We start from the raw sequence: 23,819 nt of genomic DNA, 5'->3' as shown, positions 1-23,819 counted from the left end.
TTTTTTTGGGCTTAAGGAATTATTTCATAAATAAGTTCAGTAAGCCTCGTTTATAGCTCCATGTGAGCTTCGGATATTTCTTCTGGAACTCATGCAGTTCGAGATAAGATTCACCATCGACCACTTTGACGGTTTTGGCAGCTAAGGTGAATCCGGTTTGCTTTCCTTGCAAGTCGGTGATGGTCAGCTTCCCGTTCTTGGAATTCCAGACCGGCGTTCCTTGAATCAGCGACGATAATAAACGGGAAGGGGCATAGGTGAGTTGGCCGTCCTGAATCACATCGATATATCCCGGGAAAGCCGTTCCGTTAATGTTGAGCGAGGCCGGCCCTCCGGATACGCTGATCTGCCGTACACCGGCTGCATACATCCCGGTAATTAACTGCGCTGCGGCATTGTTCTTTACTTCGATGTCCGGCTTGAGCCCCACATGGTTGAAATCCAGCTTGTTTGGCGTGAAGTAGGCTTGAACCGTCAGCTTCAATGAGCTGCCATTGGACAACGGGAATACGTTCTGAATGCGCGCCTTTCCGTAGGTTTGTTCCCCTACGACCTTAGCGATTCCGTTGTCGCGCAGCGCCCCTGTCAAGATTTCCGATGCGCTGGCGGTCAGGCCGTTGGTTAACACCACAACCGGCATCCCGATGTCTTGGCCGCCCGTGATTTCTACGGGCTGCATTTCCCCGCTCTGGCCGGAGGTGTACATTAAGATTCCCTCTTTCATGAACTGCTTGGCGATATTAGCTGCCGATTCAACGTAACCGCCAAGATTGTCGCGCAGGTCCAGAACAAGTGCACCAATTCCTTCTTTGCGAAGGGAGGCTAATTTTTGCGCAAATTCCTCATCCGCAGTATCGGAGAAGGAAGTCACGGCGATGTAGCCGACTCTGCTGGAAGGGATAACCTTGCCAGTGACGGAAGGCAAAGTGAAATGCGCTCTTGTAATTGGATATACCAGAGCCTGTCCGTTCCGGTTGACCGTAATGGAGACCTGGGTATTTTCCTCCCCTTGAATCCGGGCGACATCCTCACTGCTGGTGACCGGCTTTGCATCCACCTTGGTAATAATATCCCCTGCGAGAAGCCCGGCTTTGGAGGCTGGAGAATTAGGCAACACGTCGGTTATGTACAGTTTGTTGTTAAAGAAGCGAAGTGTAACACCGATGCCAACGAACTCCTGATTGACGCTGTTCTCGAAGCTCTCCAGTTCATCTTTAGAATAGTAATCGCTGTAAGGGTCGTCCAGCGTATAAACCATGCCGCGTATCGCATTATCGAGAAACTCTTGACGCTCAACGCCTTCGATGTTGTAGGCTTCCAGATAGTCCAATACTTCTTGAAGCGCCTGCAGGTCCGTGGAAGTTTCCGATGTTCCCAGTTGAATGATTGTCCCGGCAGCTGCGGCATCAGATGTGCCTGCCGTCCCGGCCGCTCCAACCATCTGGGGCAAGCCCAGCAAGGCGAGGGACAACACCGGGATGAATGCATACTTGCGGAATGAGCTTAAGATCATATTCAGTTCTTCCTTTACAATATTTTCGTGATCCATTGAGCTTGTCAAATCTGCCGATTAGTCCAGGAATGCATTGCGGACCCGGTTCCAAAACGGGAATGGACGATAACGGACAAAGCTGATCTTCTGTTCCGATACCTGACAGCGCACGGACACTAAATCGTCCATCGGCAGGTTGACGTGGTCAATGGTCAACAATAACCGTTGTTCCTTGCGCGAATAAATGTCGCAATGATGATGCTTGGGCAGCACGAGCGGAGAACCCAACGTCCGGAACACACGATTGTTGATCGAAGCGATCTCTGTAATCTGCAGCGCTTCAATCGTGGGGTGAATCATTGCTCCCCCCAAGCTCTTGTTATAAGCGGTACTGCCGGAAGGGGTGGAAACGCAGATGCCGTCGCCGCGGAACATTTCGAACATTTGGTCATTAATGTCCACTTGGGCAACCACCGTACCATCGACGCCCTTCAGGGTAAATTCGTTTAAGCAAATGTAGGAAGAGCTGCCCGACTTCTTCTGAATCTCCAGATCGATTAAGGGGTAACGGACGATACGCGGTCTGAGCAAGCCAGGATCCGCATGACCGCTCATCATTTCCACCAGCTCGGGAATTTCGTCGGCTTTCCAGTCGGCGTAGAAGCCCAGGTGGCCTGTATGAATCCCTACGAATGCGATGGATTGAATCTGGTCGATAAACGTATGGAAGGCATGAAGCATCGTGCCGTCCCCGCCAATGGAGACGACGATGTCCGGGGATTTCGCATCCAGCTCAAGCCCATGCTGCGCAGCAAGCTTATGGAAGGTTTGGCTTAATTCCACGGACAGCTGATCGCCGCGGTCAAGTACAAAGTATCTCAAGTTGACAAGCTCCTTTGAAAAAGACTGTTCAAAAATGAACAATATTTTGAACATGCGCTTGAATGTCCTTTTGTAAAGATCATAATCAATTCGTCCGCAGAACACAACGTTTCATTTTCGATGCCGCTGGCGGCGAATGATTTCGGCCAAAAATGACAAAATAAGCAACATGGTCAGGGTCACTAAGAAGAGCCGGAACGCTCCCGGAACCGCACCCCAACCGTATAGCATCTGTTGGCCCCCAAACGCAGGGGGTTGAATTGCCCACGCCGGTGAGGCTCCCATCAAGGGGTTCCAGAGCAGCAGCAACAGCCCGGCGGAGATCACGGCATGAAGGAATCTTGCAATGAGAAAAGGCAAATAACGCAGGTCAGCGCCATTTAAGATGCTGGCCACTTGGGCATGAACCGATAAGCCGCCCCAAGAGAGAATAAAGGCGGCCGCTGCAGCTTTGAATTGCAACGGAATCCCCTCTGGCGCTGCGGATGCTTTTGCGCCCAAGGTGACCTCGAACAAGCCGCCCATAAGCGGCTCAGCTAACTGGCCGGGCAGCCCCAGCAGCGGCAGCAGCTGTTGGAACCCGTTATAGAGGAAGCCCATGAAACCCGAAGCGGTGAGCACCTCCAGGATTACGGAGAAAAATACAACTAGGCCGCCAACAACGGTCATCAGCTGCAGGGAAGAAGCAACGGCCTGCCGCAGCAGTTCTCCGAGACTTCGTCCGTCTTGGATCCGGGCTTCATGCATGGCTTTAAGCGCCAGCTTCAGACTGAAGCGCCCGGATTCGGATTCGCCGCCTTCCCCGGGATCTGCCGACAAGTTTCGATCTGGACGGTAGAAGCGCATGATCAGGCCGATCACCAGGGCTCCTCCATAATGTGCTAATGCAAGTGCAGCGGCCAGCTTCGGATTCCCAAAAAAACCGACCGAGACCGCCCCAATAAGAAAGATGGGGTCGGATGACGTGGTGAACGAGACCAGCCGTTCTCCCTCTACCCGGGAAACGAGCCGTTGCTCGCGCAGCTTGGTCGCCAGCTTGGCGCTGACGGGGTAGCCCGAAGCAAACCCCATCGCCAGCACAAATCCTCCGCTGCCGGGGATCCGGAATAAGGGCTTCATCAGCGGGTCTAGCAGTTTGCCGAGAAAATGAACAATCCCAAAGCCCAGCAGCACTTCGGAGATGACGAAGAACGGGAAGAGGGACGGGAACAGCACGTCCCACCAGATGGCGAGCCCGCGAACCCCGGCTTGCCAGGAAGCTTCCGGGTAGCAGGCCATAAGAACGGCCAGCATGAGTGCGGTAAAGAGTAATAACACAGCCGTTAAGCGTTGGAATTTCATGGGTACGCCTCCACAACAAATCATAGTGAAGTGTATGAAATGATTGGGACAAACAGCACAAAAAAATTGAGGAAGCGGTTTCAAAAAAGGGCTGATATTTTTGAGCTTCTATGCTAAAATGATGCTTAAGACTAATAATAGAACTTTAGTACCAGCTATTTGATCAAACATGGTTTGCAGCCAAATTTTGAGGATGGAGTGATGTTCATGAGCATTGTCGCAGGGATACTTGTCTGTGCTTTTGTTTATGTAATTCGAGCCGCTCTCGTCCATCCCGGCGAAGAGGATTGGCGCAGCTACTGATAGATGGAAAGACCGCAGCGAATAGAAGCTCCTTGGTAGGAGCTTTTATTTTTTTTTGATATAATAAGGGAAAACGGAGGCGGTGAACAGATGAATCCAAGCTTAAGTCTATATGACAACCTCGGCGGAGAGAAGACGATTCGGCGGTTGGTGGAAGCCTTCTATCCGCGGGTTCAACGTGATCCGTTGTTAGGACCCTTATTCCCGGAAGACATTACTCCGGTCATGGAGAAGCAATTTATGTTCTTATCGCAGTTTTTTGGAGGCCCGTCCCTTTATTCAGATGCCTTTGGCCATCCGATGATGCGTGCCCGGCATTTGCCGTTTCCCGTGACGACGGAACGCGCTGAGGCTTGGCTGGCCTGCATGAAAGCTGCGCTGGAGGAGATTGGCGTCGAGGAGCCGCTGCGAGGGATCGTGCTGGAGCGTCTGTCCGGCCCGGCTTTTCATTTCGTAAACACACCTTAGACCGATGAACTTAATGTGCCGGGCAGGGCAGATTACTGAAAGGAAGTAGGACGTTTTGGAACTTGAACCGCTTTATCAGATCAAGGTTACTTGCATCCATTGTCAGAATGAATTTTCGACTTCGCGTGTGCGTCCGAGCTTTAAACGGGCTGTACGTACGGACACGGATTTCTGCAGCTATTACCAGAAGGAGAATCCGGATTATTACGTTGTTCGGGTATGCCCGTCCTGCGGTTTTGCTTCGACGGAGAATTCGGTACCACGATTGACCGACCGGCAAAGAACCCTATTCCAAGAGGCGATCGGCAGCCGATTTAACCAGAAGGACTATGGCGGGCGACGGGATTGGGAGACCGCGCTGGAGACGTACAAGCTGGCGCTGATCTGCGCGCAAACCATCGGCGAAACGGAACGAATTATTGCCAGCTTGCTGCATCATATTGCCTGGTTGTACCGGTACAAGAACAACGTCGAACAGGAGAAGCGTTTTCTGCAGTTTGCTCTGGAGGCTTACATCCGTGTTTACGAAAAAGAAGGCGTCGGCGGCAGCGATGCAAGGCTGATGTATTTGATCGGCGAGTTGAACCGTCGGGTCGGCAAGTACAACGACGCGGTCAAATGGTTTGGGCGCGTCATTAATGACAAGAAGATCATGGATGCGGCGATGATTCGGGCATCCCGTGAGCAGTGGGCGCTGCTTCGCGAAGAAATGATGAATGGCGGACATGAGCTGCCTGAGGAAATGCGCGGTTGACGGAACGGACAAGCAGACATCGAAGAAGGCATGACGAAGGGCCGGTTCCAGAAGGAAACGGCCCTTTCCTGTATCTTGAGCGCTAAAGGCGACCTAACGGACCACCTTATCCGTTAACAGGTAATCATTGTCACAGTCCAGGACATGAAGCTTGTTCCCGCAGCAAGGGAAGACGAGCAGCTTCTTCTTCCCCTCGTGGATCGTTTTTAACTCGCGGGGCTTCAGCGGCAGCAGCACGTTACGACTGGAGCAAAATGGGCATTCATGGACATACACGTCCCCCATGACAAGATCATAAGGCCATGTTTGGTTAAACGGGATCATGAAGGCTCCGATTCGTGACCGGCTTGATTGTCATTTCCGGGTTCTGATGGTGCGGAAGGCTGGCTTGCTTCTTCTTTGGCCAGTTCTGCGATTTTTTGCATTAAAATGTGCTGCGGCATATGCATAAGGTGCTCGACCGGCACCTTGAGTTTTGCGGCTAATTTCACGGCGGTATCCGCCGATATTTGCAACGGTTTCATGGAAATCCCCCCTGTATTTAGACAAGCGTGATAATAGAGCATCCTCTACTAGCATACACTGTTATCCCATAAGGCATCAATTCTAAACGATACGGAAAGGAAGCGAACTATGTCAAGATTCGTAGGAACCCTTCAACAAACTTGGGACTTGGAAACCATTTTCTCTGGAGGTTCTGCCTCTACGGCGCTAAGAGATCATCTGGATGCTCTGGAACGGGATATTGCCGCCTACCAGGCGAAGCTGCAAGAACTGCAGGCTCCGTCCACTGTAGAAGAGACCAAGGCATTGGACAACCTGATTGAAGATCTGCAAGCGGCCGACAGCCGTCTGTCCGAAGCCGGCTCCTTTATCGGCTGTTTGACCGCGCAAGACCAGCATGACAAGAAAGCTCTCCAGCTTGACGCGAGAGTCACTTCGTTAAACGCTGCATACAACAACGTGATGACTTTATTCTGGAACCTGCTCCGCTTGACGAGTGATGAGGTGTGGGAAGCCTGGATGCAGCGGGAAGAAATCGCCCCGATCTCCTTCCTGCTTCGCGAGAAACGGGAGCAAGCGCGGGAGAAGCTGGCGCCGGAGCTGGAAAACCTCGTGTCCGACCTGGCAGTAGACGGTTATCACGGCTGGGGACAGCATTATGATACGATCGTTGCCAAAGTAGGAGTCCCTTTTGAAGAAGAAGGGGGCGAGGTTCAAATGCTGTCTGTCGGTCAAGCAGCTAACAAGCTGGATCATCCAGACCGCAATGTGCGCGAGCGCGTGTTCCCGAAATGGGAGGAAGCCTGGACAAAGGCGGAGGACTATTGTGCCGATACGCTGAACCGCTTGGCGGGATTCCGCCTTAAATTGTACGAGAAACGCGGCTGGGAAGATATTTTGAAGGAACCGCTGGACATGAACCGGATGTCCAAAGCCACGCTCGATGCGATGTGGCAAGTGATCGTCGAGAACAAGCCGAAGTTTGTGGCTTATTTGGAGCGCAAAGCGAAGCTGCTTGGGGTGGAGAAATTAAGCTGGACCGATGTGGATGCCCCATTAGGCCAAGCCTCCGGCAAAATTTCGTACGAACAGGCAGCCGAAGACATCGTCGAGCAGTTCGGCAAATTTAGCCCGAAGCTGGCGGAGTTTGCCACCATGGCGTTTAATAAACGTTGGATCGAGGCCGAGGACCGTCCTGGTAAACGCCCGGGTGGTTTCTGCACTTCTCTGCCGCTGAGCAAGCAGACACGGATCTTCATGACATATGGAGGGAACGTATCCAACGTATACACGTTGGCGCATGAGCTGGGACACGCCTACCATCAATACGTGATGGAAGAGCTGCCGAGATTCAGTCAGGATTACGCGATGAACGTGGCGGAGACCGCTTCGACCTTCGCGGAAATGATTCTAGCTGACGCCTTCGTCAAACATGCGGAAGATGATCAACAGAAAATTGTTCTGCTCGCCGATAAGGTGCAAAATTCAATTGCCTTCTTCATGAATATCCATGCTCGCTTCCTGTTTGAAACCCGGTTCTACGAGAAGCGCCGGCAGGGCTACTTGGATGCTGCGGAATTGTGCGAATTAATGGAAGAAGCGCAGCGTGAAGCGTTCCAGGGGGCGTTGGGCAGTTATCACCCGCATTTCTGGGCATCTAAGCTGCATTTCTATATCACCGATGTGCCTTTTTATAATTTCCCTTACACCTTTGGGTACATGTTCAGCACGGGGATCTACGCACAAGCGCTCCGTGAAGGCCAAGGCTTTGCGGCTAAATATGATGCGCTTCTGCAAGATACCGGCCGCATGACGGTAGAAGAGCTGGCTGCCAAGCATCTGGGCGTGGATTTGACGAAGCCGGACTTTTGGCGTGACGCGATGGCCGTATGTGTGGCCGACGTTGACGCATTCTTGGAATTAACCAAATAAACCGGGCGCTACCTGCTTCATTCTGTTACACTGTTTTAGGTCCTCGAGAGGGGACCTTTTTTGTTGAAGAATTTTGTCGGAAGAGGAAAGAAAATGTTGAGAGAAACAGACATAATTAGTCAGCTTATATCATAATGTTGATATATAGGAAAATTTAACCTATAATGTGACATAAGACCTATTTCATAGGTTGCATTCTTTGGGGGAAAGGTGGGAGAATATGCTGAAAGCCGAGCAACTATCGCTGGTTAGGCAGATCGACATGGTTTTTAAGGAACTGGAGGAGGAGCTGTCGGGGTTAACTTCGGGTACCGTATTTCTGCAGATCCGGAATAACACCATCGGGAAATTTGGCATCCGCCACAATCCGATTGCGGGTCGAAACGGGCAGCTTAGTGAAGAACCCTACGGACTAAATGCAGAACAGATCCATTCTTTTCGAAAAATGGCGATTGAAGCGCTGAAGTACAAGCGGTACTGGACGCATGGCGAGATCAGCTACGAATTTGCCCTGCGCCAAGGGGCCGTAGTCGTGGATGCAATCATGGAATCGAATTATAACATGGCCAATTTGCTGATCCAACGGTATCCGCAGAAGGAGAAAGGCGCTAGTACATACCGAAAGCTGTCTTCCTAAAGGGTTCAACATTCAAGGGAAACAGGCGATCTGCTAAGCAGACCGCCTGTTTCTATAGAGGGTAATGGGAGGATGCAAGTTACAGGTTCGAACGACCCGACAACTGTTGCTCCGCCATTTGAACCAAACGTTTCGTGATATAGCCCCCAAGAGAACCGGTTTCACGGGAAGTATAGTTCCCATAGTAACCGTCTTGCGGAATTTGTACGCCCAATTCCTGAGCTGCTTCCATTTTCAGTTGTTGCAGCGCAGCAGTTGCTTGAGGAACAATAAGGTTATTACGGCTTCCGCGGCTTTGACCTGCCATGTTTGTCACCTCCTTTGGCGTTTGTGATGTTAGTATGGTTCGTAGGGTGCAAAATATGCGGGAGGCTTCAAAACTATAGCGGTGGTAATTATTTCTTCTCGCAGACAAGCTGTGGAATCATACAAAAAAACCGCCTTCTAAAGGAAGGTGGAAATTTTGAAAAAGGTTAAGCTTCGTTCTCATCGCCGGTATTCGGATAAATCATTTCTAGGGAAAGATTTAATTCCAACGTTTGTTGCGGCGTCAACTCGATCAGCCCCGTCTCACTGGCGGGTAGGTTCAAATTTGGAGCGTCCGGCAACCAAGTGTAAGGTTCAATGCAGAAGAATTGATCAGCTTCCCCCTTGGAGTAGATCACCCAAAATTTAAAATACTCAGGATCCGCTGCGTAGCGAAGGCCATAGCCGTCATCGCGCAGCATCAACGCTTCGACCGGCTTATCTCCGATTCGCAGCATGGTATCGCAATTCACGCCTTGCAGATTCATCCCTGTGTTTAATGCATCCCAGCTTCCTAGCGGAGCGGTCTTCCCGGTAGGAATGTTCTCCTCGTCCAAATCGTAAAGCTCCGTCACGGGCAGCTTCACATTCCAGCGACCAGGTTCGCCGTCAATGAGAAACCAGGTATGCAGCCCCAAACCAAAGGGGGCTGGGTTTTGACCCAAGTGCGTAATTTTGAAGGTTTGCGTTAATTTTGCCCCTTGCAATCTGAGCGTCATTTCCAGCTTCAAGGGTTCGGGATACTGACGGATCCAATTGGGATCGTCAGAGGTTTTGAATTCTGTGGTGATCGTGCAGCCTTCGTCGTCTTCTTCAATATCGCTCACGCACCAGCTTTGCGTACGGTGCAGACCGTGGATGTGGTTGTCATTTGCCGTATTGCGATCAAATTGATATTCTTGCCCGGCATACGTGAATTTCCCTCTGCGAATGCGTCCGGGGGGAGTTAAGAGCGGGATGCCGAAATGATATGGCTTCTGCAGGTAGAAATCAAGTTCGTTCTCTTCTGGATGACGCAGCACATCGCGCTGCTGGACATTGTCCCATATACGAATGACGTTATTTCCTAGGCGAGGTAGCAGCGTGACTTCAAGCTCTCGGCTATGTAAGATGTACGTATCGTAACCGTTCCATTGCCCTTTGGTCACCTTTTTCATATCGTTGCTCCTTTTCCCACATAATCAGTTCCTTAGACTAGACTAATCATAACACTTTTTGCGTAAGACGAAAAATAGATTTGACACCAACGCTGGTGTTAATTATGATGATAGGCATAATGAGAAAGCGTTGATGAGGGGAAGTAAGCGAAGTTTCCGTTCCTCAGAAAGCCGGTGGTTGATGCGAACCGGTGAAGGAGCTTGTGCCGAATGGGCCTCGGAGCGCCAGGTTGAACACAAGAGGCGATGAGCCTGTTGCCAGTAGGCCGGCCGGGTCATCCACGTTACGGATTGGAAAGGCTGATCTTGTTGCGACAAACGCATCAGCGTCTTAAGTTGACTGCGTAACATTCATGCTCCAACATCAGCAAAGAAGGGTGGCACCACGGTCTCACGTCCCTTGCGGGCGTGGGGCCTTTTTGCATTTTACAATAAACCGGGATCTTACTTATGCAGAAATAGAATTAAAGGGAGGATTTTTGTTATGAAGAGAGTATTATCGGGCATTCAGCCCAGCGGCAAACTGACACTAGGCAATTACATCGGGGCGATTAAGAACTTTGTGAAGCTGCAGGATGATCATGCTTGTAACTTTATGATCGTGGATTTGCACGCGATCACCGTTCCGCAGGAGCCGGCTGCACTGACGGAGCAATCCGAAGCGGTGGCGGCGCTTTATCTCGCAGCTGGTATCGATCCGAATAAAGCGAATGTTTATCTGCAATCCCATGTGATGCAGCATGCCCAGCTCGGATGGCTGCTGACGACGCTCACCTCGATGGGCGAGCTAGAACGGATGACGCAATTTAAAGACAAATCGGCCGGGAAAGAATCCGTCGGGGCCGGGTTGTTCGTTTATCCTGCTTTAATGGCGGCGGATATTTTGATTTATAATGCGGATCTGGTGCCGGTCGGAGATGACCAGAAACAGCATTTGGAATTAACCCGTGATTTGGCGGGACGGTTCAACCATCGGTTTGGTGAATACTTTACGCTGCCGGAACCGTACATTCCTGAGGTTGGGGCACGGATCATGTCGCTGGACGATGCCTCCAAGAAAATGAGCAAAAGCAATCCGAATCCAGGCAGCTACATCGCCTTGCTGGACACGCCGGACGAAATCCGCAAGAAGATCAGCCGGGCAACTACGGATTCCGGGCGAGAAGTAAAATTCGATCCGGCGACGAAACCGGAGATCAGCAACCTGATTACGATCTACAGCCAATGCTCGGGACTGACCATCGCGGAAGTAGAGAAACGGTATGAAGGGCAAATGTATGGTCCGTTCAAAAAAGACTTGGCTGAAGCGGTCGTCAGTGTGCTTGAGCCGCTCCAACAGCGGTACCGTGATATCCGCGAGTCGGGCGAGCTGCGCAACATCTTGCGCCAAGGGGCGGAACGCGCTTCCGAAATGGCTGAGAAAACGCTGCAGGATGTTCAACGTCTGATGGGGTTTGTCGGAAAATAAGCGATATGTCAAAAGAAAGCCGCCGGCTGTGCCCGGCGGCTTATTGTGTCACTAAATTGTCATAGTTAACGCGCGATATTCCAGCGATTGTCAAACACTTCTAGCTTTTGATATGATAAAGTTTATAGCGTAAGGGTAAAAACGTTGAATTTTATGAATGATCGATAAAGGTAAGCCTAAACCTAAACTGAACTTTATTTCAAAATATAGGAGGAATGAATCGCGCGTGGACAAACCATTAAGTGTTCAGGCTTCTTCGGAATCCGCTGCGTTGTCCGTGAGACCTACTCCTCCGGGAGAGACGGCGACTTGGAGAGATTTTATCGCCTTAACGAAACCGGGCATTCTACGTTCGAATCTGATTGCTGCGTTTGCCGGGTTTTGGGTGGCTTCCCGCTGGGAGCTTGATTATATTCAATTAGTTGTCATGTTGCTGGGAACGATGTTGGTGATGGCATCGTCCTGTGTCTTTAACAATTACTTCGACCGGGAGATGGATACGAAGATGGCCCGGACGAAGAACCGAGCCCTCCCTACGGGGAAGCTGGCTCCGAGGACGGTGTTATGGTATGCCGTTATCTTGGGAGTGCTGGGCTTATCCGTCTTGTTTATCTTCTCTGGTCTGCTGGCCGGGTTGTTTGGTGCGGTAGGGATGTTTGTCTACGTGGTGGTGTATACGCTGTGGCTTAAGCGTAGCTCGACCTGGAGCACGTCGGTTGGGGCCATCTCCGGCGCAATGCCGCCGGTCATTGGCTATGTTGCGGCTTCCGGCCGGATCGATTTGGGAACTTGGATGTTATTCGCCCTGTTGTTCCTATGGCAACCGCCTCATTTCTGGGCGCTGGGGATTCGCCGTACCGAGGAATATCGGGCCGCGGGCTTCCCGTTGTTGCCGGTCGTGAAGGGCATTCCGCGCACGAAGTTGCAGATGATCCCTTATCTGGCATTGCTGATTCCGATACCGATTTTGATGTATGTCTATGGCTATACGGGCGTTTGGTTCCTCATCATCGGCACCCTGCTGTCGGTGGCTTGGCTGCTCATGGCACTCCAAGGGTTCCGGGCTAAGGATAACGACGCTTGGGCGAAACGGGTATTTATTTTCTCCGTGAACTATTTAACCATTGCTTTAATCGTGATGATCTTGGATACGGTTAGGTTGTAATTAGGGGGATGGGAAATGGCGGTTTTGAAGAAATATAAATGGACATGGATTCTGCTGGCCATCTGCGTGATTTTAGCCGGCTATCTGCTCTGGGATACGTATGCGAAGCCTAAGCTTCCCGTGATCCGCCCTGTTGCGGATTTTAGCATGGAGAACGTAGACGGCAAGACGGTCTCGCTGCAGGATACCAATGGCAAAGTCCGGCTGTTTTATTTCTTCTTCACCAACTGTCCCGATGTTTGCCCGATCACAACCTTCCGGCTGAGCCAAGTCCAGGATATTTTGAAAGAGAAAGGCTTGTTCGGCAAGGATGCGTCGATTGTCTCGATCTCGTTTGATCCGGAACGCGATACGCTGGAGAACATCAAGGCGTTTGGGGATAAATTCAAAGCGGATTATTCCGGTTGGTATTTCCTGCGGGGGGATCAGCAGAAGACGATCGACCTGGCGATGGACTCCTTTAAAATTCTGATCGATAAGGACGCGGATGGAAACTACGTGCATATGGATCTCATCGGTCTCGTTGATCGCAAAGGCCAGCTGCGGGAAATTTACCGGCCAGAGGCGACGCCGGATGAAATCGCCGCGGGTGTGATCAGCCTCGCCAAGGAGTAACTTCATTCACAATCAAAACTTGTCATAGGTAGCCGGTGTTGGGGGATAGATGATGTATTCCTCCAGCCCGGCTTTTTCTAATTGAGCGATCAGGTATTCATCGGGCGTTCCTTCGACTCCGGCATATCCTCGTCTTGTGTAAATTTGCTCCGCATCGGGAAAAGCATCCCGAAGTACGCCGCGAATTCGTTTGCCGGAAGGATCGTTGTCGAGGAACAGAAACAACTCGTCATCCTTGACCTTCTTCCGCAAGCTCTCCAGTTTCTCATGATTTAATGTCCCAAACGTACAGTAAATGCGGACTTCTTCATCTAATAGGCGCCGCAGCTTACTGCGGTCGTTCTTCCCTTCCACAATGATGCTGATTGGCAAAATAAATCCCCTCCAGGCTAAACGTAATCCACCAAGCTGGGGTTATTACGTTCTAGTTTATACCCGGGAGGGGACTTCATGCAAAACTGCTAGAAACTAGATAAGAAAATAAGGGCTGTTCGATTCGATTAGTTCAATTCTATGCCAAAGCGCATGCCTGGATCACCAATAAACACAATCGTTCCGTTCTCAGGCAGGTTTACTTGGGTGCTGCCACTGGCTACCGAGAAGTTCACGCAAGCCCCTGCAGCATCATACACGGCAAAGGAGGCTTTGGCTGGAAGTTCCACCGTGATCGTCTTTCCTGCTGCTTTTGCCGGAATCGTGTACCAACGCGCTTGTTCAGACGGCTGCAAGGTCACCGTGGACTTCTTGCCAGGGTACAGCTCTTTGATTTGATCGCCGCTGAGGTACAAGGCGCCGCCGGCCTCCAAATATTCACTTCCACCTTGAGTGAAGAAGCGATATTCTTCGGAGTCTCGGCTGCCCGTCGCTGGAACCTGATGTTTGCCCATCAGGGTATCAGGGCCTGTAATTTGCTTGTCCATCACGTAACCGGGCAGGCTGTCCGTACGGTTCATTTGGACAACTGGCAACATCATGAAGTAGGCCATCGAGCTGTATTTTTCCGATACGAGGTAATAACTTTTCCCATCGCGTTGCTTCCAGGCTGCCTCCGCTTCCGGTGAAATGGTGTTGTCCGTAAGTTTCTCTGCGGAGTACAGATTGAGGGCGAGCTGGCCTAATTCAGGAACGGTGGCGTATTGTCTTTCCCACAGATAGGTGCGTCCGTTCTTCTCTTTCACAAAGCTGACTTTCAGTGATCCGTCCTCGCTGACGAAGGTTCCGTCTTTCGTATACACGAGCTTAGGAAGTCCTAACGATTCGCTAGGCGCAAACGGGGACGTGATTTGGATTTCCCCATCGGCGACATCGATGCGGATCAGCTGGTTGGTGGCTCCATAATATCCGCTGAACTGCTTGAGTTCTTCAGGCATGTCCGCTTGTTCCGGCGTACCAAAGGATTTGGCTGGCTTGAGCTCGGAAATCGTCCCCTTCTCCTTTAACGCTTGGAGCAGGATTTCGTTCGCAAGCAGTTGGTTCAGCGAGCTGGACCCGCCGGAGGAGAGAACCGCTGCTGCCATTTGTTGCTCTGGCAACACGACCAGCTGGGCATGATACAGCAATGTATCGCCGCCTTTGGCCAATGCTTGGATACCGTATTCATTAAAAGGAAACAGTTTTACACTGTCCCAGCCTAGACCAAAGTCGACGCTGTTGTCGTTATCCTGAGGCCAGATCCCTCTTTTATACTCCGGTTGTGCCGTCGCTTTAGCTGCTTGCTTGGACAAAATGTTGTCGGCTTCGCCCGTAAACAAGCCGGCGAATTTCACCAGATCTTCAGCGGTCGAGTAAACGCCGCCCGTCCCGATTACATTCACCGTTTCCTTCGGTAATGGCTGTGGATTTCCTGGTGCATAGAGTGCGGCAAGCTTGTCAAAGTCGAGACCGTCCTGCGGCGTCAACGTATGCTCCATCCCAAGCGGTCCGGTGAATTCCTGGTGGATAAAATCCGTAAAATCCATCCCGCTGACACGTTCGACTAAAATTTCCGCCAGTGTAAATCCGTCGTTGCAGTATACGGAATACGCTCCTGGGTCAGCCTTCAGGGATTGATTGGCCAGTTGGTCAAGCAGCGTATCATGCGCATAAGGGTCGTTGTCTTCGAACAAAAACGCGTTGGTGAGACTGGATCCCCTTAAACCTGAGGAATGGTTCAGCAGCATGCGCGGCGTGATCTGCTTGTATCGCTCATCGTTCATCTTAAACTCCGGGATATAATTAACCAACGGCGAATCGAGGCTGATTTTACCTTGATCGACCAGTTTCATAACGGCAGCGGTCGTAAACATTTTGCTGGTCGATCCGATGCCATATATCGTTTCAGCGGTCAGCGGGATTTTGTCTTCAGGATCATTCTTTCCGGCTTGTCCTGAAATGAGGAGTTTGCCATGGTCGACCAGGGCGTACTGAACGCTGGTTGTTCCGTACGTCTCGGTGAGCAATGCGGCCTTCGCGGCGGCGATTTCCTCCAATCCTTGCGGTGAGGTGTTGGCCGGCGGCGCCTCTGCCGCCATAACCGTTCCAGGTAACCATAGCGTAAGAGTCAGAATGATGGCTAAAATCGAGTTTCGTTTTTTCTTCAACTAGAGCCCTCCCTTAAAATTTGTTCTATCTTTTAGTACGTTAACAGAGGAAGGGAGGGTTCATCTTTTTCGGTAGATGATGGAATCTTGTGCTGCAAAAGCCCCCCTTAAACACAAGCGGCCTGCCCGAGGGCAGACCGGTGTGCAGGGGTCAGTAACGATTACAAGAATTAATAAAGAGGAGCACGGAGGATGATTACCAGCAAGATGTACAACACGAGGATCGTCCCCGTCGTTGTCCAGAATCCATAGCCAGGAACCACCGGGCCCGGTCCGCAATTGTCAATGCCGCCCATTCATGTTCACCCCGCTTTCAAACATGATCGGTTACTACACGATTATCTTATGTAGGACCGTATCATGTGCCCTGTGCGGCAGCCTAAACTGAAATGAAAAATCCGTTGCACTTGTCCCGCGGGCATAAGTCCATCGATTAGTGATGGTGTCCCGTACCCGCGCCAACTGGGGGCGGCAGGGTTGCGGTAAACTTTCTAGGCGGGACGATGATGGTGGCCAGCATCAGCACGAAGAAGGCTAGGAAGTAAGGAGAATAGCTGCCGTGCATGGCTCCCGCGACAATCGGGCCGATAAAGGAACCCAGCGACATGGCGATCGATTGCAGTGAAAACACGGTGCCGAGCCGTTTTCCTCCGCTTAAATCGATAAACAGCGAAGCCATGGCGGGATACACGACTCCCTTCGCCATCCCTAGGGCTACAAGCACCACGGGAAGCGGAATGAACTCAAAGGCGGCCAAGGCGAAGAAAGATAAGGCGATCCCCAGAATGCCGATACTGGCTCTTAAATAAGGGGAATAGCGGCTCAAAAATAACATCGACAGCGTGACCAGCGCTCCTAAGCTGATAATAGAAAAATAAAAGCCGGTATTCATGATCCCCTCTGCCCCGCCGGCTTGCAGCGGCAGTTCAAAGAACAAAATGCCCTGTGAGCAGGAGACGGCGAACGGCAACACGTAATAACGCAAAGGGATCACATTGATCTTCACTGGTACCTGTGATTTCGCCGCGTCCAATTTGGCCGGACCTTCCGTAACCAAACGGGGAGGCTCCTTGATCGTAAAAATGGCAATGATGCCTGTCGAGATCAACAGCCAGCCCAGCATTTGAAAGGCGATGGAAAAGCCGGATTGAGCGACAAGAAAAGCGCCGGCGGCCGGCGATACGACGGAAGCAACGGTATGCATCACCCCGTGACCGGCCATCAGCTTGCCTTGCTGCACCGGATTTTTGGACAGCGAAGCGAGCATCGCCAGACAGGCCGGGGACAGGAAGGCGAGCACAAAACCGCTGATGGAACGCAGCACGAGCAGCTGCCAAGGCTCCGTGACATAGGCTTGAAGCAGCAAAACCAAGCCGGCAGTCACCAGGCTAAAGATCATGTACGGTTTGCTGCCGTGGCGATCGACGCCCTGGCCGGCGAGCAGGTTGCCCGGCAGATGCGTCAGCGCATAAATCCCCATCATCCAGCCGATAAACGTCGGCGCGGCTCCCAGCGACAAGGCAAACGGAGTCAGGATCGGGTACTGGGCGTGCAGGTCGAAGAAAGCCAGAAACATAAAGAAGTACAGCCAGAAGGCGATTTTCACGCGTCGCCCCTCCTTTTCGTAGAATGAACGTTAGTATTACTTGTACGCTCCCATGGACGAACTTATTACCCGATCGGCTTTCCATCACGAAGTAGAGGCGGAGATGCTGTTCGACTTCGAATCTTGAATTCACCTTGTCTCTTCGTTGCTCACGTAGCTTCCAGCTACGCTCCGCTGCTCGATCCAAGTTTCATCCAAGCTTGATTTCCGCGGGATTGGGGGTTAAGCTGACATGGTCTTGGGCCATCATGTATAATGGGTTAGAATCAAAATACAGAAATCAAAAATCATGGAAAATCTAAATATGGAGGATTCATCAATGTATGACGTACAAGTATGGACTGAATTTCTGAAAGAAAATTGGCTGGTGATTGTTGTAGCACTGGTCATTCTCTTCCTTGTGCTCAATTTTGTGAGAACGGTTGTCAAATGGGCACTGGTGCTGGTCATCGCCGCATTTATCGTGATTTACAGCGGGATCACGCTGAAGGATATCGGGGAGGCAGTAACAACGGTGAAGGAACAAGCCCTCGACATCAGTAAAACCGAAGCGTTGAACATGATGAAAAATGAAGCGAAGGAAGCCCAAATCACGCAAAATCCGGACGGTTCGTTTACCATTACGACCCCGAATCTGGAAGTGACCGGACAAGCGGGCAGCGATAAAGTGAAAGTATCGTTCCGCGGCGTTTCGTTGGGTGAATGGTCGATGAACGACACGCTGGAGGCTTTCATCCAAGAAGCGAAACGGAATTCTCAATAACCTAAGATAATGACGACTTACACCTAGATTGGACGGAGGAGCTTATGAAGCTGGACATGACGACATTGCTGCAAACGCTAAGCGAATATAACTGGATCACGGTGCTGCTGCTTGCCGTGCTTCTCAGCTCGGTGCTGCAGGGATTGGTGCGCGGAGCCTCCCGTTCGGCAGGCCGTCTGTTCACGCTATTAAGCGGCGGCGTCTTATCGCTGGTTGGCATTGCCATCGCCATCCCGTTAACGATGTGGTTATCTCCGAAGGTTCAGACTTGGCTGACGGAGCTGCCGTTGCCGGATCGAGAGCTGGCGAAGTGGGAGCAAGTTCTATATATGCTGGTCATGGCGGTGCGGGATTTTCCGCTGATGCGATTTGCCGTCGTTTTTCTTCTGCTCTATTGGATCATACGTACTTTGGCGGGCTTCGCGATGCTGTTCGTTCGCGGGGGAAGCGGTCTGTTCGGCTGGGTGTTCTCCGGCGGGGACCGTCCGGCTTCGCTGCTGAGCCGTTTGGCTGGCGCAGGAATCGGCGCGGTGATTGGTGCGGCGCGTTGCGTGATGCTGATCGCCATCTTATTTATTGTCGTGACGTTGTATCCCAACAGCGGGTTCAGCCGTTACGTAGAAGCCTCGCCGGTCTATCAACAAGGGGCAAGAACGATTATTGAGCCGATTACCGGCAATTTGATCAAGGAGAAGCTGCCGGTATTCACGCGCAGCGTAGAAGCAGAGCTTGGCAGCATCCTGCAGCAGAAATACGAAGTGATTGATGCCAACATTCCCGAATCCATTGAGTTGGCCGCTGTAGAGATCACCAAAGGCGCTGACACGGATGAAGAGAAGGCCCGGCGCCTATACGACTGGGTTGGAACCCGGGTGTCATACGATTACGATAAAGTGAAAGACTATGAGGAGAAAGGCATCTGGCATGAGCAAACGCCGCAAATGACGTTTGATACCAAACGCGGGGTGTGTATCGATTATGCCCGGCTCTATGCCGTCATGGCCAGAACCGTCGGACTTCAGGTGAAGGTCGTGACCGGACTTGGATACGACGGGCAAGGCGGGTACGGTCCTCATGCCTGGAACGAGGTATACTTGTCCGAGAAAGACGCCTGGATTCCGCTGGATTCGACCTGGGCCAAGAGCGGCGACTGGTTTAATCCGCCGGCATTCAGTGAAACCCATGTCCCTAACAAGCTGATTTAAGTATGTGCTGCAATTTAAGTTGGTGCGATGAAAAAATACTGGAAAGGGGGCGTAACTTCACCGCCCCTTATTTCGTTATGGTACTATAGAGAAGTTGACTGCAAGAAATGAGGATTTAAGGGATAGAAAGTAGGGAAACACCTTGAAAAGCACTTATGCGAAGGATCCGCAAGAACAAGAAATCGCAATGCAACGCCATTTTAACATTCGGCTTAACATGTTTTTCTTTAGTGCTTTTGCCATATTTACCGTTATCATCGTACGTTTAGCCATATTACAGTTCGTAGAAGGTCCAACGTTGTCTAAACAGGAGAGTAATTTGCGCGTTAAGGATGTGCCGCTTGCTCCAACCCGCGGAACGATTTATGCGGCGGGGGGCGAGAAGTTAGCCTATTCCACGCCGGTTCAATCGCTGTATATCACGCTGCAGAAAGACTACAGCAATTCCACAGATAAGGGAAAAGCCAATCGTCCGGAAGCATTGGCACTTGCCAAGAAGCTGAAGGAAGTTTTCGATAAATTAGGTTCGCCGGAGACCCAAATGACGGAAGAGGACATCATCAAGGCGATGGACCTTGATTACCGGCAGTATAACGGGTTTACGCCGCGTCGAATTAAAATCGATTTAACGCCTGCGGAAGTTGCTTATTTCTTGGAACGGAAAAGTGAATTTCCGGGGATCGACATCGTTGAGGAGAGTATCCGCCATTACGATCCTGATACCGTAGCTGTGCAAACGATCGGCTATATCCGAAAGTTTAAAGGGGCATCTACATCGCTGGAGAAGTACAAGCAGATCCGGGAAGCGAAGAACGATGATCCGGCACTGCAATATACAGAAACTGAGGACGTCGGATACGACGGCCTGGAGCTGTACTATCAGGACGAGCTGCGCGGGAAGAACGGCTATAAGAGCGTGCCGATTGATCCGCGGAACATGGCCACCGGGATCCCGGAAATTACGCCGCCGGAAAAAGGCCATGATCTTCACACGACGATCAACAAGAACATTCAGATGGTCGCTGAGCAGGCAATCCTTGATCAGATCGAATGGGTGCATACCCACCCGGTATCCGGGAAGGTTCATCCTAATGCTAAAACCGGCTACGCGGTTGCGATGGAAGTCGAGACCGGCAATGTGGTGGCTATGGCCAGCATGCCGGACTACGATACCAATGTGTGGCAATCCGGCGGGATATCTCCTGAGAATTGGAGCAAGATCTCTTCCAACTATCAGAACGGGGCGATCACGCCGATTAGTTCGGGGCGGTCGGGGCATGACTTGGAATCTGTTATTTTGTTGGGTTCAACCATTAAGCCGTTATCGGTGTTGATCGGCTTGAATGAAGGTTTGTTTACAACAAGTACCTATTATAACGATACAGGTATTGCCTACTTTGGGAAGAACAATTCTGCAAGTGTCCGGAACTCCCAACGCCATGCTTATGGTTCCATCGACCCGGCTGGCGCGATCCGTCATTCTTCAAACACCTTTATGGTTGATATGGTGGGGGAAAGACTCTACAACAAATACGGATCGAAAGGGATTGAAATTTGGGACAACTACATGAAGCAGTTTGGTCTAGGGGTTTCGACGGGTGTGGATCTGCCAAAAGAATATTTGGGCAATCTGGAGTATACAAATGAATCGGAGACAGCCTTATCAAGACTAGTCTATGCTTCCTTTGGACAACAAGGGAAATACACCGCGATGCAGCTCGCCCAATATACAACGGCTTTGGCTACGCGAGGGAAACGCATGGAACCGCATCTCGTCAGCAAAATTACCGATACGGACGGCAATATCGTAAAGGAATTTAAGCCGGTAGTTCTCAATGAGGTCAAATTTAACGATGCTTATTGGAAAGAGGTCATCAGCGGTATGGAGACCGATGTCTCCATGGCTTTCTCGGGATTCCCTTACGATTTTGCTAGAAAAACCGGGACCTCGGAGCAATGGGCTGATGGTGCCAATCGCGATAACGGCGTATTTATCGCTTTCGCCCCTCGGGAGAACCCGAAGCTGGCGGTAGCAGTTGTTATCCCGGAAGGCGGCTTTGGTGCATACAGCGCCGCGCCGGTTGCCCGTAAAATTTTTGATGCATACGATCAGGAATATGGCTTGGACGGGGTTCCGAAAAAGACCAAAAACCAAAATCAGCAACAGACAAACAATAATGCTTCCCAGCAAAACGGAAATCAAACCGAGCAAACGAATCCTTAATTGAATCCAATGACAGCAACGACCTTTTCACAGCGATGTTGAAAGGGTCGTTTTTCTTATGGAAGGACGATTCATCACTAACAGGGAGGCGTAAAGTGGATGAACAAATTCGTCATTGAGGATCCCCAGGAACAGCAAGCCTCCATGCGGCGGCATTTCTATATTCGGCTGAATCTGTTTTTCTTCAGTGCCTTCGCGTTGTTCACCCTCATCATTATCCGACTTGCCATCTTGCAGTTTGTCGAAGGACCATCAATCTCTATGGAAGAGGTGAAAATGAGGTTCCGGGATGTCCCGATGCCGCCGGTTCGAGGATCGATTCTGTCCGCCGATGGAGCGAAGCTGGCTTATTCCACGCCAATCCAAACCTTATATTTGACTTTACAGAAAAGTAACTATGATTCTACAACTGAAACGGGCAGAGCCAATTTGACGGAAGCTAAGGCCCTGGCGAAAGAATTGAAGAAGGTGTTTGATTCGTATGGCGATCCCAACGCGCAGATGACGGAGGAAGAGATTCTGGATGCGATGGATTTGAAATTTCGCCGCAGCAGCGGGTTTGCTCCACGTCGAATCAAGAGCAACCTGACGGAACAAGAAACCGCCTATTTCCTTGCTCAAAAAAGCAGGTTTCCTGGAATAGACATCATTGAGGAGTCGGTGCGCCACTATGACCCTGATTTGGTTGCGGTGCAAACGATCGGTTATCTAAAGAAGTTCCAATCCACATATGATTTGGCTTGGTATCAGCCGATACGGGAACAACGAAATGCCGACCCGGCGCTGCAATACACGGAAGACGAGTTTGTCGGCTTCGATGGGTTGGAGCTATATTATCAGCAGGAACTGCGGGGGAAAAACGGATATAAGCGCGTGCCGATTGATCCGCGGAACATGGTGAATGGCGTTCCCGAAATCGTACCACCGGAGAAGGGGTACGATCTACATACGACAATCAATAAAAAGGTGCAACAGGTCGCAGAACAGGCGATTCTGGATCAAATCGAGTGGGTTCATCAAAACCTAGTATCCGGTAGAGTGCATCCTCACGCCAAAACGGGTTATGCCGTGGCTATGGAAGTCGACACTGGAAACGTCATCGTGATGGCCAGCATGCCGGATTATGATACGAATGTATGGCAAACTGGCGGAGTATCCAATGAGGTATGGAACCAAATTTCGTCAAATTATCGGAATGGCACGGTATGGCCGTATTCCTCCGGGCGCTCCGACCACGATTTTGAGTCCACCGTGTATCTGGGTTCGACGATCAAGCCATTGTCGGTGTTGATCGGCTTGAACGAAGGTTTGTTTACGACCAAGACGAAGTACAATGATCGAGGGATCGCTTATTTCGGCCGCAACGATTCAGCGAGTGTGCGGAATTCCTCCGGGCATGTCTACGGCCCCCTTTATCCGAAAGACGCCATTCGCGTATCGTCCAATGCATTTATGGTCGATATGGTCGGGGAGAAGCTGTACAACAAATATGGAGCCAAAGGGATTCAGGTTTGGGACGATTACATGAAGCAATTTGGGTTAGGCGTCCCCACAGGAATCGATTTGCCTGATGATTTCCGAGGGATCTTGGATTATAAAGACGAATCGCAGACGGCATTGTCCCGCTTGGCTTATGCCTCCTTCGGGCAGCAGGGTAAATATACGACGATGCAACTGGCGCAATATGCCGCAACGCTGGCCAATCGGGGAAAACGCATGCAACCTAGACTTGTGCAGAAGATCACCGATGCCGAAGGCCAAGTGGTGGTTCAATTTGAACCGAAGGTGCTTAACGAAGTGAAAATGAAGGACGCCTATTGGGATGAAGTTATTGAAGGGATGCGAACAGCTGTGAACGCCTTTGAGGGTTTTCCTTACGATTTTGCCCGCAAGACGGGAACTTCGCAGCAGGATTACAGAGGAGAACTGTTGGATAACGGCGTGTTTATTGCGTTCGCCCCAAGGGAGAAGCCGAAGCTGGCGGTGGCGGTTGTAATTCCCGAAGGAGGCTTTGGGGCTTACAGCGCGGCACCGGTTGCTCGGAAAATTTTTGATGCATATGATCGGGAATACGGTTTGGGCGGTAACCCTAAGAAGTAAATATAGGATTAAACGAAGCCTTGCTCGCGATGAGCAGGCTTTTTTTGTTATGGCTTTAGCCAGTTGAGCTCGCGAAGCGTGCGAAACAAAAAACCACCCGCTATGCGGGTGGAGGAACGAAGGTTTGACCAACTAGACCATTCCCATAAAATTGAGATGTTCAGGCTCAATAAAAGAAAGGAATGGTCTTAGATGGCAAACAAGAGCTATAGTTTAGCTCACACGAAGTGGATGTGCAAATACCATATCGTGTTCACCCCGAAGTATAGACGGAAAGAGATCTATAATCAAGTGAGGAGAGATTTGATCGAAATATTT

General features: G+C 50.9%; 23 protein-coding genes and 1 other annotated feature. Of the genes, 12 read left to right on the top strand and 11 right to left on the bottom strand.

Translation table 11 applies throughout. The features are described 5' to 3' along the window. Positions 1–19: 19 nt before the first annotated feature. The 3 genes from M891_RS0110455 to ylbJ all read right to left on the bottom strand — a co-directional run bounded on the left by M891_RS0110455 (position 20) and on the right by ylbJ (position 3,715). Positions 20–1,513 carry a S41 family peptidase gene (locus tag M891_RS0110455; RefSeq protein WP_051416910.1) on the bottom strand — a complete coding sequence of 498 codons (1,494 nt, stop codon included), beginning with the start codon at positions 1,511–1,513 and terminating at the stop codon, positions 20–22. A gap of 57 nt (positions 1,514–1,570) precedes the next feature. Next, a complete protein-coding gene (locus tag M891_RS0110450; RefSeq protein ID WP_028538795.1) occupies positions 1,571–2,374 on the bottom strand; it encodes an NAD kinase in 804 nt (267 codons plus the stop codon). Positions 2,375–2,485: 111 nt separating this feature from the next. Continuing rightward, complete coding sequence (gene ylbJ / locus M891_RS0110445; protein ID WP_028538794.1) at positions 2,486–3,715, bottom strand: sporulation integral membrane protein YlbJ; 1,230 nt, start codon at positions 3,713–3,715, stop codon at positions 2,486–2,488. A gap of 393 nt (positions 3,716–4,108) precedes the next feature. Between ylbJ and M891_RS0110440 the strand changes: the two genes are divergently transcribed. Together M891_RS0110440 and M891_RS0110435 are read left to right on the top strand one after the other, a co-directional pair. Continuing rightward, positions 4,109–4,486, top strand: coding sequence for a globin domain-containing protein (locus tag M891_RS0110440; protein ID WP_016310916.1), 378 nt, complete (start codon positions 4,109–4,111; stop codon positions 4,484–4,486). Positions 4,487–4,541: 55 nt separating this feature from the next. After that, positions 4,542–5,240, top strand: coding sequence for a DUF2225 domain-containing protein (locus tag M891_RS0110435; RefSeq protein ID WP_028538793.1), 699 nt, complete (start codon positions 4,542–4,544; stop codon positions 5,238–5,240). Positions 5,241–5,333: 93 nt separating this feature from the next. On the opposite strand, the gene M891_RS0110430 is transcribed toward M891_RS0110435, so the two are convergent. Both M891_RS0110430 and M891_RS0110425 read right to left on the bottom strand, forming a co-directional pair. Further along, the gene (locus M891_RS0110430; protein WP_016310918.1) at positions 5,334–5,564 is read right to left on the bottom strand and encodes a hypothetical protein; all 231 of its coding nucleotides are present in this window, start codon (positions 5,562–5,564) and stop codon (positions 5,334–5,336) included. After that, on the bottom strand, positions 5,561–5,764 hold the full coding sequence (locus M891_RS0110425; protein ID WP_028538792.1) for a YycC family protein: 204 nt from the start codon (positions 5,762–5,764) through the stop codon (positions 5,561–5,563). Before M891_RS0110425 ends, M891_RS0110430 begins: the two co-directional genes overlap by 4 nt. Before the next feature lie 109 nt (positions 5,765–5,873). On the opposite strand from M891_RS0110425, the gene M891_RS0110420 reads away from it, so the two are divergent. Next, positions 5,874–7,676 (top strand): M3 family oligoendopeptidase, encoded by a 1,803-nt coding sequence (locus tag M891_RS0110420; RefSeq protein ID WP_028538791.1) that lies wholly within the window; start codon positions 5,874–5,876, stop codon positions 7,674–7,676. A gap of 220 nt (positions 7,677–7,896) precedes the next feature. Further along, complete coding sequence (locus tag M891_RS0110415) at positions 7,897–8,313, top strand: hypothetical protein (protein WP_009224742.1); 417 nt, start codon at positions 7,897–7,899, stop codon at positions 8,311–8,313. Positions 8,314–8,392: 79 nt separating this feature from the next. Here M891_RS0110415 and M891_RS0110410 read toward each other — a convergent pair whose 3' ends face one another. Together M891_RS0110410 and M891_RS0110405 are read right to left on the bottom strand one after the other, a co-directional pair. Continuing rightward, positions 8,393–8,620: an alpha/beta-type small acid-soluble spore protein gene (locus tag M891_RS0110410; protein WP_016310922.1), complete on the bottom strand. Its 228-nt coding sequence runs from the start codon at positions 8,618–8,620 to the stop codon at positions 8,393–8,395. Positions 8,621–8,786: 166 nt separating this feature from the next. After that, entirely contained in the window at positions 8,787–9,776 is a 990-nt protein-coding gene (locus M891_RS0110405) for an aldose 1-epimerase (RefSeq protein ID WP_028538790.1), read from the bottom strand. 121 nt (positions 9,777–9,897) lie between these two features. Further along, positions 9,898–10,180: a binding site (T-box leader), on the top strand. A gap of 80 nt (positions 10,181–10,260) precedes the next feature. Between M891_RS0110405 and trpS the strand changes: the two genes are divergently transcribed. From trpS to M891_RS0110390, 3 genes are all read left to right on the top strand, one after another. Continuing rightward, positions 10,261–11,244 carry a tryptophan--tRNA ligase gene (trpS, locus tag M891_RS0110400; RefSeq protein ID WP_028538789.1) on the top strand — a complete coding sequence of 328 codons (984 nt, stop codon included), beginning with the start codon at positions 10,261–10,263 and terminating at the stop codon, positions 11,242–11,244. Positions 11,245–11,470: 226 nt separating this feature from the next. After that, positions 11,471–12,409 (top strand): heme o synthase, encoded by a 939-nt coding sequence (gene cyoE / locus M891_RS0110395; RefSeq protein WP_028538788.1) that lies wholly within the window; start codon positions 11,471–11,473, stop codon positions 12,407–12,409. Positions 12,410–12,424: 15 nt separating this feature from the next. Next, entirely contained in the window at positions 12,425–13,024 is a 600-nt protein-coding gene (locus M891_RS0110390) for an SCO family protein (RefSeq protein WP_028538787.1), read from the top strand. A 12-nt stretch (positions 13,025–13,036) separates the two neighbouring features. Here M891_RS0110390 and M891_RS0110385 read toward each other — a convergent pair whose 3' ends face one another. The 4 genes from M891_RS0110385 to M891_RS0110370 all read right to left on the bottom strand — a co-directional run bounded on the left by M891_RS0110385 (position 13,037) and on the right by M891_RS0110370 (position 17,209). Then, positions 13,037–13,396, bottom strand: coding sequence for a toprim domain-containing protein (locus tag M891_RS0110385; RefSeq protein WP_028538786.1), 360 nt, complete (start codon positions 13,394–13,396; stop codon positions 13,037–13,039). Positions 13,397–13,524: 128 nt separating this feature from the next. Next, a complete protein-coding gene (locus M891_RS0110380) occupies positions 13,525–15,603 on the bottom strand; it encodes a serine hydrolase domain-containing protein (protein WP_028538785.1) in 2,079 nt (692 codons plus the stop codon). A gap of 170 nt (positions 15,604–15,773) precedes the next feature. Beyond that, entirely contained in the window at positions 15,774–15,899 is a 126-nt protein-coding gene (locus tag M891_RS25785) for a sporulation protein YjcZ (RefSeq protein ID WP_139816659.1), read from the bottom strand. 137 nt (positions 15,900–16,036) lie between these two features. Further along, positions 16,037–17,209: an MFS transporter gene (locus tag M891_RS0110370; RefSeq protein ID WP_028538784.1), complete on the bottom strand. Its 1,173-nt coding sequence runs from the start codon at positions 17,207–17,209 to the stop codon at positions 16,037–16,039. Between the two features lie 319 nt (positions 17,210–17,528). Here M891_RS0110370 and M891_RS0110365 point away from each other — a divergent pair, with 319 nt between their 5' ends. The 5 genes from M891_RS0110365 to M891_RS0110345 form a co-directional block, all read left to right on the top strand. Beyond that, the gene (locus M891_RS0110365; RefSeq protein ID WP_028538783.1) at positions 17,529–17,972 is read left to right on the top strand and encodes a hypothetical protein; all 444 of its coding nucleotides are present in this window, start codon (positions 17,529–17,531) and stop codon (positions 17,970–17,972) included. 44 nt (positions 17,973–18,016) lie between these two features. Continuing rightward, the gene (locus M891_RS0110360; RefSeq protein ID WP_036700037.1) at positions 18,017–19,177 is read left to right on the top strand and encodes a transglutaminase domain-containing protein; all 1,161 of its coding nucleotides are present in this window, start codon (positions 18,017–18,019) and stop codon (positions 19,175–19,177) included. 187 nt (positions 19,178–19,364) lie between these two features. After that, entirely contained in the window at positions 19,365–21,401 is a 2,037-nt protein-coding gene (locus M891_RS0110355; RefSeq protein WP_051416917.1) for a peptidoglycan D,D-transpeptidase FtsI family protein, read from the top strand. A gap of 99 nt (positions 21,402–21,500) precedes the next feature. Further along, positions 21,501–23,501 (top strand): peptidoglycan D,D-transpeptidase FtsI family protein, encoded by a 2,001-nt coding sequence (locus tag M891_RS0110350; protein ID WP_028538780.1) that lies wholly within the window; start codon positions 21,501–21,503, stop codon positions 23,499–23,501. Positions 23,502–23,693: 192 nt separating this feature from the next. Then, positions 23,694–23,819: transposase (locus tag M891_RS0110345; protein ID WP_028538779.1), on the top strand; the 126-nt coding region annotated here is incomplete at its 3' end.

The organism is Paenibacillus sp. J14 (assembly GCF_000518465.1).
Taxonomy (GTDB): Bacteria; Bacillota; Bacilli; order Paenibacillales; family Paenibacillaceae; genus Fontibacillus; species Fontibacillus barengoltzii.
The sequence above is the reverse complement of the archived record's forward strand: the minus strand, read 5'-3'. Positions and strand labels throughout refer to the sequence as shown.

Bases quoted from the DNA above. Each gene is read 5' to 3' on its own strand.
- M891_RS0110355 (WP_051416917.1), top strand. From the start codon at position 19,365: ATGCAACGCCATTTTAACATTCGGCTTAACATGTTTTTCTTTAGTGCT.
- M891_RS0110410 (WP_016310922.1), bottom strand. From the start codon at position 8,620: ATGGCAGGTCAAAGCCGCGGAAGCCGTAATAACCTTATTGTTCCTCAA.
- M891_RS0110390 (WP_028538787.1), top strand. From the start codon at position 12,425: ATGGCGGTTTTGAAGAAATATAAATGGACATGGATTCTGCTGGCCATC.
- M891_RS0110365 (WP_028538783.1), top strand. From the start codon at position 17,529: ATGTATGACGTACAAGTATGGACTGAATTTCTGAAAGAAAATTGGCTG.
- M891_RS0110415 (WP_009224742.1), top strand. From the start codon at position 7,897: ATGCTGAAAGCCGAGCAACTATCGCTGGTTAGGCAGATCGACATGGTT.
- M891_RS0110425 (WP_028538792.1), bottom strand. From the start codon at position 5,764: ATGAAACCGTTGCAAATATCGGCGGATACCGCCGTGAAATTAGCCGCA.
- M891_RS0110440 (WP_016310916.1), top strand. From the start codon at position 4,109: ATGAATCCAAGCTTAAGTCTATATGACAACCTCGGCGGAGAGAAGACG.
- M891_RS0110350 (WP_028538780.1), top strand. From the start codon at position 21,501: ATGAACAAATTCGTCATTGAGGATCCCCAGGAACAGCAAGCCTCCATG.
- M891_RS0110405 (WP_028538790.1), bottom strand. From the start codon at position 9,776: ATGAAAAAGGTGACCAAAGGGCAATGGAACGGTTACGATACGTACATC.
- M891_RS0110360 (WP_036700037.1), top strand. From the start codon at position 18,017: ATGAAGCTGGACATGACGACATTGCTGCAAACGCTAAGCGAATATAAC.
- M891_RS0110420 (WP_028538791.1), top strand. From the start codon at position 5,874: ATGTCAAGATTCGTAGGAACCCTTCAACAAACTTGGGACTTGGAAACC.
- trpS (WP_028538789.1), top strand. From the start codon at position 10,261: ATGAAGAGAGTATTATCGGGCATTCAGCCCAGCGGCAAACTGACACTA.
- M891_RS0110430 (WP_016310918.1), bottom strand. From the start codon at position 5,564: ATGATCCCGTTTAACCAAACATGGCCTTATGATCTTGTCATGGGGGAC.
- ylbJ (WP_028538794.1), bottom strand. From the start codon at position 3,715: ATGAAATTCCAACGCTTAACGGCTGTGTTATTACTCTTTACCGCACTC.
- M891_RS0110455 (WP_051416910.1), bottom strand. From the start codon at position 1,513: ATGATCTTAAGCTCATTCCGCAAGTATGCATTCATCCCGGTGTTGTCC.
- M891_RS25785 (WP_139816659.1), bottom strand. From the start codon at position 15,899: ATGGGCGGCATTGACAATTGCGGACCGGGCCCGGTGGTTCCTGGCTAT.